At 68.8% G+C, this 14262-nt stretch carries 12 protein-coding genes; 4 read left to right on the top strand and 8 right to left on the bottom strand.

The features are described from left to right. Window positions 1-58: 58 nt before the first annotated feature. Complete coding sequence (locus tag ACRC20_RS03315; protein WP_438684919.1) at window positions 59-2122, bottom strand: acyltransferase family protein; 2064 nt, start codon at window positions 2120-2122, stop codon at window positions 59-61. Window positions 2123-2363: 241 nt separating this feature from the next. Between ACRC20_RS03315 and ACRC20_RS03310 the strand changes: the two genes are divergently transcribed. Next, window positions 2364-3290, top strand: a complete 927-nt coding sequence (locus tag ACRC20_RS03310; protein ID WP_438684918.1) for a DMT family transporter — start codon at window positions 2364-2366, stop codon at window positions 3288-3290. On the opposite strand, the gene ACRC20_RS03305 is transcribed toward ACRC20_RS03310, so the two are convergent. Then, window positions 3291-4457: a GTP-binding protein gene (locus tag ACRC20_RS03305; protein WP_438684917.1), complete on the bottom strand. Its 1167-nt coding sequence runs from the start codon at window positions 4455-4457 to the stop codon at window positions 3291-3293. Between the two features lie 76 nt (window positions 4458-4533). Between ACRC20_RS03305 and ACRC20_RS03300 the strand changes: the two genes are divergently transcribed. After that, the gene (locus ACRC20_RS03300; RefSeq protein WP_438684916.1) at window positions 4534-5277 is read left to right on the top strand and encodes a CPBP family glutamic-type intramembrane protease; all 744 of its coding nucleotides are present in this window, start codon (window positions 4534-4536) and stop codon (window positions 5275-5277) included. A 6-nt stretch (window positions 5278-5283) separates the two neighbouring features. Here the strand turns inward: ACRC20_RS03300 and ACRC20_RS03295 are convergent, their stop codons facing one another. The 6 genes from ACRC20_RS03295 to ACRC20_RS03270 are packed head-to-tail and all read right to left on the bottom strand — an operon-like array spanning window position 5284 to window position 11488. After that, window positions 5284-5736 (bottom strand): hypothetical protein, encoded by a 453-nt coding sequence (locus tag ACRC20_RS03295; RefSeq protein ID WP_438684915.1) that lies wholly within the window; start codon window positions 5734-5736, stop codon window positions 5284-5286. Window positions 5737-5738: 2 nt separating this feature from the next. Then, window positions 5739-6443 (bottom strand): oxidoreductase, encoded by a 705-nt coding sequence (locus ACRC20_RS03290; RefSeq protein ID WP_438684914.1) that lies wholly within the window; start codon window positions 6441-6443, stop codon window positions 5739-5741. Further along, window positions 6443-8044: an ABC transporter ATP-binding protein gene (locus ACRC20_RS03285; protein WP_438684913.1), complete on the bottom strand. Its 1602-nt coding sequence runs from the start codon at window positions 8042-8044 to the stop codon at window positions 6443-6445. The genes ACRC20_RS03290 and ACRC20_RS03285 overlap by 1 nt, the downstream gene beginning before the upstream one ends. Then, on the bottom strand, window positions 8041-8955 hold the full coding sequence (locus ACRC20_RS03280; protein WP_438684912.1) for an ABC transporter permease: 915 nt from the start codon (window positions 8953-8955) through the stop codon (window positions 8041-8043). Before ACRC20_RS03280 ends, ACRC20_RS03285 begins: the two co-directional genes overlap by 4 nt. Further along, complete coding sequence (locus ACRC20_RS03275; protein WP_438684911.1) at window positions 8952-9881, bottom strand: ABC transporter permease; 930 nt, start codon at window positions 9879-9881, stop codon at window positions 8952-8954. The genes ACRC20_RS03280 and ACRC20_RS03275 overlap by 4 nt, the downstream gene beginning before the upstream one ends. After that, complete coding sequence (locus ACRC20_RS03270) at window positions 9878-11488, bottom strand: peptide ABC transporter substrate-binding protein (protein WP_438684910.1); 1611 nt, start codon at window positions 11486-11488, stop codon at window positions 9878-9880. The genes ACRC20_RS03275 and ACRC20_RS03270 overlap by 4 nt, the downstream gene beginning before the upstream one ends. A 153-nt stretch (window positions 11489-11641) precedes the next feature. On the opposite strand from ACRC20_RS03270, the gene acs reads away from it, so the two are divergent. Next, window positions 11642-13597: an acetate--CoA ligase gene (acs, locus tag ACRC20_RS03265; protein ID WP_438684909.1), complete on the top strand. Its 1956-nt coding sequence runs from the start codon at window positions 11642-11644 to the stop codon at window positions 13595-13597. Between the two features lie 188 nt (window positions 13598-13785). After that, window positions 13786-14253 (top strand): phage holin family protein, encoded by a 468-nt coding sequence (locus tag ACRC20_RS03260; protein WP_438684908.1) that lies wholly within the window; start codon window positions 13786-13788, stop codon window positions 14251-14253. Window positions 14254-14262: the final 9 nt, after the last annotated feature.

The raw sequence follows: 14262 nt of genomic DNA, 5'->3' as shown, positions 1-14262 counted from the left end.
TTAGCCCTCAGTCGGAGCCAGGCCCGGCGCGACTCCGGGCGAGCGGCGAGGAACGGGCCTAATGCGCCTCGGAGAGGGCCGCGTCCATCATCGACCCGATGATCGGGCTCATCGTCCTCACATACGTCCCGCTCAGATGGTTGTCGTCCATGTAGACATACACATTGCCGATGATCGGCGGGCACACGTCTCGGGCGCAGATGTAGTCGCTCAGGTCGAGGAAGGAGACATTGCGCGGCACGCCGGGCACGGCGAGGTAGGGAGCCGAAGCCTTGAGCACCTCCGAGCGAGGCGTGTCGCACGCCGAAGCCCCCCGGCCATGGCTTTCGACGCATCTGGCCGGGACGAAGGAGAAACGAGGGTTGTCCCGCATTGCGAGAACCCGGATCCCGCCGTCGTTCAAACGGCGCCAGACGTCGACAAACCCCTGCGGGGTCTGCTCGGTGAGGCCGACCCTCGCGTCCCGAGTGCCGTTGGTCAGCACTATGTCGGGCTTCATCGCGAGCAGCTCGTCGAGCGCCTCGGCATTGTGCTTCACGCAGCCCTCGTCCCCCGGGGCAGTCTCCGACCCCGTGGAGAACGGGCAGGCGCCCTTGCTGATCGCGACCAGCTCCCAGCCCCTCTGCCGCACGATCTTCTCGACAGCCGGGAAGAACTGGGTGATGTGCGAATCGCCGACGAGCGCGATTCGCAGCTGCGGGTGCTCGTGCTCCGAGGCGCGCAGCACGCACACGTCGAGGTCGGGATGCAGCTCCGGTTTGGCGCAGTCGAACTTGTCGTTGCCGGAATAGTCTTTCGACAGATCCACCAGCGACGGGACCGCGATGTCGGGGGCGGACTCGTCCTTGAACGAGGCCTCCAGCGCCATGGCGCCGGGATGCCCGCCGTTGCGGGCCGCAGTCGCGAGAGCGGTGACCTTGTGCGCGCCGACCCAATGCCAGCACTGCGCGGCGACGAGCACCCCCACCAGCGCGGTCATGCCGAACCGGTAGACCCCCCAGCGGGCCATCGGCCCGACCTCGGGGTCGAGCGCGGGCTGCTCAACGAAATGGTGCGTCAGCACAGCCAGCAGCAGCGACGTCCCGATGACAGCCGCGCCGCCGAGAAACCCCGGGCTCTGCCGGTCCCAGAGGATGAGCGAGAACACCAGCACCGGCCAATGCCAGAGATACAAGGGGTAGCTGATGTCCCCCATATACCGGAACGGGCGCGAGCCGAGCACCCGGTCGACTCCACGGGGGCTGCCGCTGCGGCCTGCCACGACAATCACCGCAGCGCACATCGTCGGCCACAGCGCCACGTACCCGGGGAACTCTGCCGACACCCGCAGCAGCAGGCCGCACAGCACCAAGGCCACGACCGCGCCCCAGCCAAGGGCGACCTTGGCCCGTTGCGGGATCGCGGGCATGGCGGCAGCGGCGAACACGAGCAAGCCCCCGAGCGCGAACTCCCACACGCGCGTGAAGGAGTCGAAGTACGCGAGCCGCTGGTCGACCGCCGTCAGGCGCACCGACCAGATCAGCGACGCCACGAACGCGACGACCAGGACGACGAGCACTTGGCGGCGCAGCGGAATCCGTGCGCGCTTGGCGACGAACGCCATCGCGACGACCAAGAGCGGCCACACGAAATAGAATTGCCCCTGGATGGACAGCGACCAGAAGTGCTGCACCACGCTCGCCTCGTTGTGCTGCGCGAAGTAGTCTGCGGAATCGGCGGCCAACCGCCAGTTCTCCAGGTACACCGCCGAGGCCATGACCTCCGAGATGGTCTGCTGCCAGCGGCTCTCCGGAAGGACGAGGACTCCGGCGACGACGACCGCGCCCAGCACGAGCAAGCCTGCGGGGAAGAGCCGTTTGATGACCCTCGCCCAGACCCGGCGCGGGTCGAGCCCTGTGCCGCCCGCCGCCCGCAGCAGGCTGCCCGTGATGAAGAAACCGGTGAGGACGAAGAACACGTCGACGCCGCCAGAGACCCTGCCGAGCCACACGTGGTAGAGCACGACGAGGCAGACCGCGAGCGCCCGCAGGCCTTGGATATCAGGCCGGAACTCCGCCCGCTCGCCGGGCTGCGGACCGGACGGGGAGACCGGGCGCGCAGGACGCGCGCCCGCCCTCGGCACAGTGAGGGAAAGAGCTGGAAGTGCTAGGCCTCGCAACATCAATTTCCCGAAACCACCATCGCCAAGGTCCTTTGCCTATCCTTCGGAGAATCCAATTTTCTCCGCATATTGGTCATAAGGATAGTGCAAAAGGCATAGTGCCCCGGCCTGCCGCGCGCGGGGCGGGCCGTCCGGCAGGCCCGCCCCGAGCCCCGGCTGCTGTTCACATCGCCGTCATCGGGCGCCGCCATACTGAATCCTGATGACGGCACACACCGACGACGAGGCGGCCGCAGCCCCTCCCGAGACCACGCGGCCCGCCTCGTGGAAACGACGCCTCGCGCTCCCCCCGATCCTCGTCGCCGCGCTCGGGCCGATCCAGTGGGGCTTCAATCCGCTGGTCGTCACCGAGCTCACCGTCCCAGGGCGCTTCGCCCTGACGGCGCTGTGCTCCACCCTCCCGGTCGGGCTGGTCATGACCGCGATATTCCGGACGCTGCCCGAGGGCGTGTGGTGGTGGCGCTACCTGGTCCTCTCGTGGTGCAACTTCGCCATTTCCACCCCGCTCTTCTACTACGGCATGCAGCACATGCCCGGCGGGATCGCGACGCTGCTGATCGCCACCCAGCCGCTCTTCGCGATGCTGCTCTCGCTGCCGATCCTCGGGGTCCGCCCGACGAGGGCGCAAGCGCTCGCCGTCGCGACCGGCATCGCGGGCGTCGGCCTGGTCGTGTTCAAAGGCCATATCCGGCTCGACCTTGTCGCCGCAGGCCTCCTGCTCTTCTCCGCGATGACCGCCGCGCTCGGCCTCGTCCTCACCAAACTCTGGTCGCCGCCGGTCTCCGCCATCCGGCACAACGCCTGGCAGCTGCTCTTCGCAGGGCTCACCCTGCTGCCGGTGACGTATCTCTTCGAAGGGTTCCCCTCGCACGTCACCTGGCGCAACGTCCTCGGCTTCGCCATCATCGGCTTTGTGAGCAAGCTCCTCGGCTTCGCGGTCATGTTCCGCTCCGTCCCCAAGATCGGGGCCACCTCGGTGGCCATTTTGACGCTGCTCACGCCGACCACCGCGTTCGTCCTCGGTTTCCTGTTCAAAGACGAGACCCTGACCGTCCAGCAGTGGCTGGGCGTGGCGCTCGTGATCGGCGCCGTCGTCCTCGCCGGATCGCGCGGGGGCTCGCGCTCGTGATCAGCGCACGTGCTCGTGGGTGGTCGAGTCGTGCCACGCGGGGAACGGGTCCTCGTAGCGGAGCCACACCTGGGGCCCTTCGGCGAATTCCTCGTCGGTGACCAGTGCCGACCCGAGCAGCGCCCGCACTTTCGGGATGTCGAGCCTGACACCGATGAAGACCAGCTCCTGGTGCGGTTCGAGCACTGTCTCCGCCCAATACTGGGCCGGTTCGATGACGAGGTTCGGGCCTGCCTGCGACCACACCGCCGCGATGTTCGGCCTGCTCGCGATCCAGCAGAACCCCTTGGACCGCAGGACGCCGCGCAGATCGCGCAGCGCGGCCTGCAGCCGGAGCGGGTGGAACGGCTTGTCGGCCCGGAACACGAAACTGCGGATGCCGTACTCCTCCGTCTCCGGGGTGTGCCCGCCCGCGAGCTCCTCCTCCCAGCCGTCGGTGAGCGCAGCGGCCTCCGGGTTGTAGCGGCCGGTGCCCAGCACCTCGCCGATCGGGACTTGGCCCTGCACGGTGCGGATGATCTTCGCGTTCGGGTTCATCCTGTGCAGCAGGGCTTCGAGCGCGCCCGCGATCTGGCCGTTCACCAGATCGGTCTTGTTGAGGAGGATGACGTCGGCGAACTCCACTTGGTCCACGAGGAGGTCCGCGATGTTGCGGCCGTCGCCCTCGCCCGCCTCCATGTCCCGCTCGGCGAGGGCTTCCCCCTTGCCGATCTCTTCGAGGAACGTGGCGGCGTCGACCACGGTGACCATGGTGTCCAGTTTGGCGATTTGGCTCAGCGAGAACCCGTCCTCGAACTCCCAGTCGAAGGTGGCGGCCACCGGCATCGGCTCGGAGATCCCGGTCGACTCGATGAGGAGCTGGTCGAACCGGCCCTCGCGGGCCAGCTTGCCGACAGATTCGATGAGATCCTCGCGCAGCGTGCAGCAAATGCAGCCGTTGGTGAGCTCGACCAGCTTCTCCTCGGTGCGGTCGAGGCTCCCCTGCCCCGCGACGAGTGCCGCGTCGATATTCACCTCGCTCATGTCGTTCACGATGACGGCGACCCGGATCCCCTCGCGGTTCGCGAGGACATGGTTGAGCAAGGTGGTTTTGCCCGCGCCGAGGAATCCAGAGAGGACCGTGACGGGGAGGCGGGAGTCGTTGACGACGTCGGGGGCTGTTCTCATGCGGCCAGTGTAGCAGCTTATTGAAAATCATTTTCAATAAGCTGCCGCGAGCAGGCTCGGCTACACTCGCCTGCCTATGGGGCCTCCTGTGCCGTTCTTCGTCCTTGTGCTGCTCCTGGGGGTTCCGTTCTGGGTCTTCGGCGGCGCAGACACGGGTTTTGGATTGCCCGTCGGCTCCCTGCAAGCACTGCTCCCCGCCATTGTCGCGACCATGCTGGCGTGGCGAGACGACGGGCGCTCAGGCGTGCGCGCGATGTGGGGCCAGGCGTTCGACACGGCAAGGGTCCGGCCCCGTTGGTGGTTTGCCGTCGCCATCGGGCTCATGCCCGCCGTCCTCCTCTGCGCCTACGCCTCGATGCGCCTCGCGGGACACGGCCTTCCGCCCGGCCGCCCGTCGCCCACAATGCTTGCGATCGCGGCCTGCGTGTTCTTCGTCGGCGCGACGTTCGAGGAGATCGGCTGGACCGGCTACGCAGCCGCGCCCGCGCAGGCCCGCTGGGGGACGCTCGGCGCGGGCATGGCGATCGGATCGGTCTGGGCGCTGTGGCATGTGGCGCTCTGGTCCGGGCAGCACGGCTGGGCGTGGACGGCCTGGCAGTGCGCCTTCACTGTCGCGGCGCGAGTGGTCATGGTGTGGCTCTGGCACAGGACAGACAGCGTGCTGGCCCCCCTTCTGACGCACACCACGATCAACGTCGGCTACCTGGCGTTCCCGGCGCAGGGCTCCGGCTACGACCCCGCGTTCGCCGCCCCGTTCGCCATCGCAGGCGCCTGCGTCGTCGCGTGGCGTGCGCGGACGGGCGCGCACGAGGCTCGCTGACCGGGCTTATTCGCCCAAACCGAGCCTCTTGCGTTCGGGCGTGAACCCGCATCCCTTTTCGAGGTTCCCGAGCTCCTCCCCGTCCTTCTCCTCGACGGGCAGCCTCTGCCCGCGCCCCGGCCCTTTGCCCGTGCCGACCGCGTCGAGCACGACGGACATCCTTCGCAGCAGGTCCGAAGTGTGCGGGTCGGATGTCGTGTCGGCCGCTCGGCGCGCGGCAGCGGCCGCCCGGAGATAGTGGTCGAGGACGCCGCTCTCCTGGCCGGGGCCTTGCGGCAGGCCCGGCTGGTCCCCCTGTTCGGTGCTCTTCCTCGTCGCGAGCGCCGCAGCCATGATCTCGTCGAGCACCGGCTTGACCGCCTGGCAGGTGGCGGGATCCGGCGCGGCGGAAGCCGAGGGGGCGCAGCCGAGGGCCGTGCAGGCGGCGGCGAAGAACGCCAGCTCTCGAACGATACGCATCGTCACTCCTCCGAAGGGTCGATCAGTGCTTGCAGGGCGTACAGAATCCACGCGCGCACACCGTCCCCGGCCCCGGCGGCGTAGCCCTCCAGGCGTTGGCGGTACGCGCGCCCCGAGCGCAGCCAGAACGACTCCGGCAGAGCGAGGCCTCGAGGGTCGGACCCGGTCGCGACGAGCGTCAGCCTGCTCGCCGCCCGCGCGACGAGCCCGTCGGCGGAGCCGAACGGCGCGAGCGCGAAGAGCTCGCCGTGCACGATCGCGGCCAGCACCGGCGCGGGGGCCTTCGTCCCGCCCGCGATCAGCCCGGCCAACGCGGAGAGCCGTGCCCCGACCTCCGGGTCGGTCCTGGGCCTGCCGAGCAGTTCGACGGAGATGTCGAGGTCTGCGGCGGCGAGCGTGTGCAGCCGGGCGAGCACCTGCAGCGGGGCGCGCCGCCAGGTCTCCCGCAGCCGGGCGAGCTCTTCGGCGACGCGGACCGCGCCCGCCAAGAGCGGATCCGGGTCGTCCTCTTGCCGCTCGCGCAACGAAGCCCCTTCGAGCAAGGCCGAGCAGCGCGCCGCCCTGCGGGAGGTCTCCGAAGCCACCGCCTCCCAGCCGCGCAGATGCTTGCGGGTGAGGTCCGCGAAAGAGTCCTGCGCCGCCGAGGCCGATTCGGCCACGCCGGGCAACGCAAGAACACCGGCGAGCGGGTCGTCTGTGGCAATCATCAAGGGATGAGATTACGGCCAGGGATCGCCGCGAGGAGGCGCTGGGTGTACTCCTCGCGGGGATTGGCGAAAATCTCCGCCGTCGAAGCCTGCTCCACAGCCTTGCCCTGGCGCATCACCAGAACCTCGTCGGCGATCTGCCGGACCACTGCGAGGTCGTGGGTGATGAACAGGTACGAGAGCCCGCGCTCGGCCTTCAGGTTCTGCAAAAGCTCCAGCACCTGCGCCTGGACCAGCACGTCCAGCGCGGACACCGCCTCGTCGCAGACCACGAGCTCCGGCTGGAGCACCATGGCCCGCGCGATCGCGACGCGCTGGCGTTGCCCGCCGGAAAGCTCGTTGGGGAACCGGCAGAGCATCGACTGCGGCAGCCGCACGGAGTCGAAAGCCTCGGCGACGAGCCGCTGCCGGGACTTCTTGTCGCCGATCCGATGCGTGACGAGAGACTCCTCGACCGCGGCTCCGACCGTGTGCATGGGATCGAGCGAGCCGTAGGGGTCCTGGAAGACCACCTGGACCCGCTTGCGCAGCGCGAGCTGCTCTTGGCGGTCCCGCACCAGCACATTCTTGCCATCGAAGCGCACCTCGCCCTCGGTCGGGGCCTCAAGCCCGAGCGCCATCCGCCCCAACGTGGACTTCCCCGAGCCGGACTCCCCCACCACCGCGAGGGTCTGTGCCCGGCGCACCGTGAAACCCACCCCGTCGACGGCGGTGAACGGGATTTTCTGCCACGGCAGCCGTCCGGGGAGCTGGTACACCTTGCGCAGGCCAACGGCTTCCAGCAGCGCCGGACCAGGCTCTGCCGTCTGGACCGGCGTGTCCGACGAAAGGCCTGGGGCGGCCGCGAGCAAAGCCTTTGTGTACGAGTGTCCGGGTTCGGCGAGCACGGCGGCGGACGGGCCGGACTCCACGACGCGCCCCTTGCGCATCACCACGACCTCGCTCGCCCGCTCGGCGGCCAGGCCGAGGTCGTGGGTGATGAGCAGCACCGCCGCGCCGAGCTTCTCCTGCAGCTCGGCGATGAGGTCGAGGATCCGCCGCGCCACCGTCACATCCAGCGCAGAGGTCGGCTCGTCCGCGACGACGAGCTTGGGCTTGCAGGAGAGCGCCATGGCGATGAGCACGCGCTGGCGCATGCCGCCGGAGAGCTCGTGCTGGTATTGCTTGGCGCGGCGGGCAGGCTCCGGCACCCCGACCTCGTCGAGGAGCTCCACCGCCCGCGCGCGCGCCGCTTTGCCGGTGGCCACGCCGTGCGCGCGCATGGTCTCGGCGATCTGGAAGCCGACCGTCCACGCCGGATTCAGGTTGGACATCGGGTCCTGCGGGATGTAGCCGATGCCGCAGCCGCGCACAGACCGCAGCTCCCGGCCGGAGAGCCGCAGCAGGTCGCGCCCGCCGAACATGATGCTGCCGCCGAGGACGTGCCCGCCCTTCGGCAGCAGCCCGAGCGCCGCAGTCGCGGTGGTCGACTTCCCCGAGCCGGACTCGCCGACGATGGCGAGGGTCTCGCCCGGCCGGACCGCGAGGCTGATGCCGTGGGTCACCTGCGTGCCGCCGTACGCGACAGAAAGGTTCTCCACCTGGAGCAAGGGCTCGCTCATCGCCGCCTCGCCTTCGGGTCGGTGGCGTCGCGAAGCGCGTCGCCGAGCAGGATGAACGCGAGCACGGCCACGCCGAGCGCCGTCGCCGGGTAGAACATCATCGCCGAGCCCTCGAGGAGCCTGGCCTGGCCGTTGGAGATGTCGCTCCCCCAGGACACGACCGAGGGGGGCAGCCCGATGCCCATGTACGAGAGCGTCGACTCGGCGACGATGAACACCCCGAGCGCGATGGTCGTGGTGGCGATGATCGGGCCGAGCGAGTTCGGCAGGATGTGCCGGAGCAGGATCTTCGGCGTGGAGACCCCGAGCGAGCGGGCCGCGAGCACGTAGTCCTTGGACCGCGCCATCGTCGCCGAGGCCCGGGCGACCCTGGCGATCTGCGGCCAGCTGAAGACGGCGAGGATCGCGATGATCGTGGGCACGCCCCGCGACGGGAGGACTTTGAGCAGCACCACTGCCGCGAGGATGAGCGGGATGCCCGCGAAGATCTCGGCGGTCCGGGAGAGCAGCCCGTCCAACCAGCCGCCGAAATATCCGGCGAGCACGCCGACGAGGCCGCCGACGAGGAACACCGCGAGGGCTGTGCCCACGCCGACCTCGACCGAGGCGCGCGCGCCGTGGACCGTGCGCGCATAGATGTCGCAGCCTTGGAAGTCCATGCCGAACGGGTGCGCCGCGCTCGGCGGGGCCTTGCTCTTGTCGAGGTCGCATGCGCGCGGGTCGGCGCTGCTGAACAAGCCCGGCGCGGCGACGACGACCAGGACGAAGGCCAGGACCACCACAGAGACCCAGAACTTCGGGCTCCGCCGCAGCTGCGACCAAGCCTCGCCCCAATACCCCTGCGGCCCGCCCGCGACGACGGCGGAGGCCGACGCGTCCTCCGCCTCTTCCGGCGCGACGTAATGGGTCATGAGGCCCTCCTGATCCGAGGGTCCAGTAAGGCGTACAGCAGGTCCACCACCAGGTTTGCGAGCAGGTACACGACGATGATCACCGTCACGAACGAGACGACCGTCCCGCTCTCGCCCCGGACCACGCCCTGGTAGATGGCGTTGCCGACGCCGTTGATATTGAAGATGCCCTCGGTGACAACGGCGCCGCCCATGAGCGCGCCGATGTCCGCGCCGACGAACGTGATCACCGGGATGAGCGAGTTGCGCAGGATGTGCACGACGACCACGCGCCCCCGCGAAAGGCCTTTGGCCGTCGCGGTGCGGACGTACTCGGCGTCCGCGACCTCGGACACCGAGTCGCGGGTCAGCCGCACGACATACGCGAGCGAGACGAGGCCGAGCACCACGCCGGGCACGAAGAGCCGCCCCCAGCTCGCGTCCGAGCCGATGGTGACCGGGGCTATCCCCCACTCCACGCCGAGGACGAACTGGGCGACGAGGCCGATGACGAAGATCGGGACCGCGATAATCACCAGGCTCGCGAAAAGCACCGTGCTGTCGAACCAGCGGCCCTTGCGCAGGCCCGACACCGTGCCGAGCGCCACCCCGCCGAGCAGCTCCACCGCGCCCGCGAGCAAAGCGAGGCGCACGGTGACCGGGAATTTCTCCGCCAGCATGGCCGAGACGGGCCGCCCCGAGTAGGAGGTGCCGAAGTCGAAGGTGAAGATGCCCTTGAGGTAGTACCAGTACTGCATGACGAAGGGCTGGTCGAGGTGGTACTGCCTGCGCAGGTTCGCCACCACGTTCGGCGCGAGCTTCTTGCCGCCGCCGAGGGCGGAGATGGGGTCGCCCGGCAGCAGGTAGACCATGGCGAACAGGAGGAACGTGGCGCCGAAGAAAACCGGGACCAGCTGCAGCAGCCGGGTGATGAGGACACGGGTCATCGGGCGCCGTCCTTGAGCTTGAGGTTCTCGAAGTCCGGAGCCCCGTTCCACGTCGAGCGCGGATGGTCGAGCCGGGCCGAGTAGCCCCCCACCGCCACATAGTCGAACATCGGCAGCACCGGCAGGTCTTGGAAGAGGATGCTCTGTGCTTGCCGGATGTAACCGAGCGCCTCCGCTTGGTCCGGAGCCGCCTCGGCCTGGCGGAGCAACGCGTCGAACTGCCGATTCGTGTAACCGCCGTCATTGGACCCGCCGCCGGTGATGTATTGGGGCTCTAAAAAGTTCAGCGCGGTCGGGTAGTCGCCAAGCCACCCGGTGCGGACCGCGCCCGGGGACTGGTGCTTGGTGACCAGGTCGCGGACTTCTTTGAACGAGGGCTTCGGCATGCCCTCCGCGGAGATCCCGAGGTTGCGGCGCAGATAATTCGTGGTCGCGTCGATCACGCCCTGATGGCCGCCGTCGAAGTTGTAGAGGAAGAACACGGTCCCCTCCCACTTGGAGATCCGGTCCGCCTGCGCCCACAGCGCCCGTGCCTCGTCCGGGTTGTAGTCGAGGACTTCCGACCCTGGGATGTGCGGGTCGAAGCCGGGCAACGCGGACGAGGTGAAATCGCGCATCGGCGTGCGGGTGTCGTAGTAGATGACCTTGGCGATCTGCTCCCGGTTGATCGCCTTGGCGAGCGCGTGCCTGCGCAGCCTCCCCTCCTCGCCGCTGAAATGCGGCAAGTAATACGGGATGGCGAACTGCAGGTTCTGCGCTGTGGGCTGTTTGAGGAAACGATCGCCGAGATCGCGCTTGTACACGCCGAGGACGTTGTCGGGCAGCAGGTAGAGGAAGTCGAGGTTGCCGCCGACGAGGTCCGCGTAGCCCGCCTCCTGGGACTGGTAGAAGATGAGCGCGAGGCCGTCGTTCTGGACATGGCGCGGGCCGTGGTAATTGGGGCTGCGCTTGAGGTCCAATCGCGCGTTGTGCTGCCACGCGTCCGGGCTGGCGAGCTCGTAGGGGCCGTTGCCGATCGGGCGCTCGCCGTACGCCTGGACATCCCGGTACGCGGCCTGCGGCAACGGGTAGTACGGCGACCAGGCGAGCGAGATCTTGAAGTCGACGGCTGGCTGGGAGAGCGTGACGGTGAACGTCAGGTCGTCGACCACCCGCAAGCCCGACATGGCCCGCGCCTTGGGCGGTTCGGCCGCGAGGTCCTCGTAGCCCGCGATCTTCTCGTAGGCCGAGGCCTGCAGCTGCGCGTTCGTCGAAAGCGCTCCGAAGTTCCACGCGTCCACATACGAGCGCGAGGTCACCGGCTCGCCGTTGGTGAACGTCTGGCCGGGACGCAGCTTCATCGTGTAGACGAGCTTGTCCTCGGAGAGCTCCACCGACTCCGCCGCGTCGTCGTGGACGCGCCCGTCCGCGTCGAGGTACTCCAGCCCGGCGAAGAGCCGGTCCACGACCCAGCCGCCGCCGATCTCGTTCGTGTTCGACGGGACGAGCGGGTTTTGCGGCTCGGTGGAGAGCACCGTGACAAAACGGCTGTCGACGCCGCCCTGCGTGGCGGAGCACGCGGTCAACAGGCCCGCGAGCAGAGCGAGAGCAACAACGACCCGCCTCAACCGACATCTCCTCGTCAAATCACACCCGGCGCCACGCGCCGCCACAAGTGGCACAACGCTAACGGACGATGGCTTAAGCCGCCACTCGAACCGGACATAACTTAGCGGCCTCCGGCATTACCCACATCACATCACTGGGCTAGGCTGAAAACCGTGACGCAGCAAGACCTCGACGTGTACACCCCCAGCCCGGAGTTCGTCTCGGCCGCGAACACCGGCCCCGAGCTGTACGACCAGGCCGCAGCGGACCGGCTCGCGTTCTGGGCCGAGCAGGCCGCCCGGCTCGAGTGGTCCACCCCGTTCGAGCAGGTCCTGGACTGGTCCGAGGCCCCGTTCGCGAAATGGTTCGTCGGCGGCAAGCTGAACGTCGCGGCGAACTGCCTGGACCGGCACGTCGCGGCGGGGCTCGGCGACAAGGTCGCGTTGCACTGGGTCGGCGAGACCGGCGAGCGCCGCGACGTCACGTACGCCGAGCTGACGGCGCTGACGAGCCAGACCGCCAACCTGCTCGCCTCCTTCGGCTTGAAGGCCGGGGACCGGGCCGCGATCTACCTGCCGATGATCCCCGAGGCCATCGCCGCGATCCTCGCCTGCGCGCGCCTCGGCGTCACCCACACGGTCATCTTCGCCGGGTTCTCCGCCGCCGCGCTCAAAGCCAGGATCGAGGACTCGCAGGCGAAACTGGTCATCACCGCCGACGGCCAGTACCGCCGGGGCGCCCCCGCGCCGCTGAAGACGGCGGTGGACGAGGCCCTGGCGGGGCTCGACGCGGACGAGGCGGAGGGCAAGGCCGCGAACCCGGTCGAGCACGTGCTCGTCGTCCGGCGCACCGGGATCGACGTGACGTGGACGGGCCGGGACCTGTGGTGGGACCAGACAGTCCCGCAGCAGCCGACGGCGCACATCGCGGAGGCGTTCGACGCGGAGCACCCGTTGTTCCTGCTCTACACCTCCGGCACCACCGGCAAGCCGAAGGGCATCCTGCACGCCTCCGGCGGCTACCTGGTGCAGACCGCGTACACGCACCACTTCGTCTTCGACCACAAGCCCGAGACGGACGTCTACTGGTGCACCGCCGACATCGGCTGGGTGACCGGGCACAGCTACATCGTCTACGGCCCGCTGGCGAACGCCGCCACCCAAGTCCTCTACGAGGGCACCCCGAACTACCCGGACGAGCACCGGCACTTCGAGGTGATCGAGGAACTGGGCGTCACGATCTACTACACCGCGCCGACGCTCATCCGCACCTTCATGAAATGGGGCCGCGAGATCCCGGACGCGCACGACCTCAGCTCGCTCCGCCTGCTCGGCAGCGTCGGCGAGCCGATCAACCCGGAGGCGTGGCGCTGGTACCGCGAGCACATCGGCGCGGGGAAGACCCCGATCGTGGACACCTGGTGGCAGACCGAGACCGGGGCGATCATGATCTCCCCGCTGCCCGGGGTCACCGAGACGAAGCCGGGCTCCGCCATGGCCCCGTTGCCGGGCATCAGCGCGAAAGTGGTGGACGAGCACGGCGACCCCATCGCCCCAGGGGCCAACGGCTACCTGGTGCTCGACCAGCCGTGGCCCGCGATGCTGCGCGGCGTCTGGGGCGACCCAGAGCGGTTCAAAGAGACCTACTGGTCGCAGTACAAGAAGGGCAACTGGTATTTCGCGGGCGACGGAGCCCGGCTGGACGAGGACGGCGCGCTGTGGGTGCTGGGCCGGGTGGACGACGTCATGAACGTCTCCGGGCACCGGATCTCCACCGCCGAGGTGGAGTCCGCGCTCGTCGGGCACGGCCACGTCGCCGAGGCCGCCGTGATCGGCGCCTCCGACGAGACGACCGGCCAGGCCGTGGTCGCCTTCGTCATCTTGCAGCAAGACGCTCCGCCGACCGGCCCAGAGCTGGTCGCCGAGCTCAAGGGCCAAGTCGCAACGGAGATCTCGCCGATCGCCAAACCGAGGAACATCTATGTCGTCCCCGAGCTGCCCAAGACCCGCAGCGGCAAAATCATGCGCAGGCTCCTTCGCGACTTGGCGGAGCACCGCGCGCTCGGCGACGTGTCGACGCTGGTGGACCCCGGAGTCTTCGAGGCGATCAAGAGCGTCGTCGAGGGATGACGCCTGGCAATCGCCGAGACGACACCGGACGCCCAGGGCCGAGTGACGGGGCCCGGAGCGTCCCGACCAGCACTGCCGAGGCGATCAAAAAGGTCGTCGAAGCCTCAGCGCGCCAAAGACGGCGCCTCTCGTTTCACGAATGCCAACAGCGGATGGCAAGATAAAGGTTCCGCGAAGAAAGGAACGACGTGAGCTCCCGCGAAACCGGCCCCACCATCCCCTTGACCGACCTTGCCGCGACCGGCGGCGCTGGTTCGGCAGCCAGCGTCGGCGACTTGGTGCGCGAGGCGACCGTCCACCTCTCCACCCTGGTCCGGTCCGAGGTCGCCCTCGCGAAAGCGGAGCTGGTCCAGGACGGCAAAAAGGCAGCCGTCTCCGCGGCCTTCATCATCACCGCGTTGATCATCCTGCTGTACAGCAGTTTCTTTTTCTTCTTCTTCCTCGGCTGGCTGCTCATGGAGTGGCTGCCCGGCTGGGCCGCGTTCGGCATCGTCTTCTTGCTCATGGTCGGCGCGGCCGTCGGCATCGGCGTCGCGGGCTACCTCGTCGTCCGCCGGATCTCCCCGCCCAAAAAGACCATCCAGTCGGTGAAAGACCTCAAAACCCTCATCCCGCAGCGGCCGCACCACGAGCCCGCCGAGGCACCCGCAGCCTAGGGCTCGCCT

The sequence above is a fragment of the Segniliparus sp. genome (assembly GCF_051660745.1).
GTDB lineage: Bacteria > Actinomycetota > Actinomycetes > Mycobacteriales > Mycobacteriaceae > Segniliparus.
Note: the sequence above shows the minus strand (reverse complement) of the source record. Positions and strands in the feature narration are given on the sequence as shown.

Coding starts and splice junctions, on each gene's coding strand:
- ACRC20_RS03310 (WP_438684918.1), top strand. CDS start 2,364: ATGACGGCACACACCGACGACGAGGCGGCCGCAGCCCCTCCCGAGACC.
- ACRC20_RS03305 (WP_438684917.1), bottom strand. CDS start 4,457: ATGAGAACAGCCCCCGACGTCGTCAACGACTCCCGCCTCCCCGTCACG.
- ACRC20_RS03300 (WP_438684916.1), top strand. CDS start 4,534: ATGGGGCCTCCTGTGCCGTTCTTCGTCCTTGTGCTGCTCCTGGGGGTT.
- ACRC20_RS03295 (WP_438684915.1), bottom strand. CDS start 5,736: ATGCGTATCGTTCGAGAGCTGGCGTTCTTCGCCGCCGCCTGCACGGCC.
- ACRC20_RS03290 (WP_438684914.1), bottom strand. CDS start 6,443: ATGATTGCCACAGACGACCCGCTCGCCGGTGTTCTTGCGTTGCCCGGC.
- ACRC20_RS03285 (WP_438684913.1), bottom strand. CDS start 8,044: ATGAGCGAGCCCTTGCTCCAGGTGGAGAACCTTTCTGTCGCGTACGGC.
- ACRC20_RS03280 (WP_438684912.1), bottom strand. CDS start 8,955: ATGACCCATTACGTCGCGCCGGAAGAGGCGGAGGACGCGTCGGCCTCC.
- ACRC20_RS03275 (WP_438684911.1), bottom strand. CDS start 9,881: ATGACCCGTGTCCTCATCACCCGGCTGCTGCAGCTGGTCCCGGTTTTC.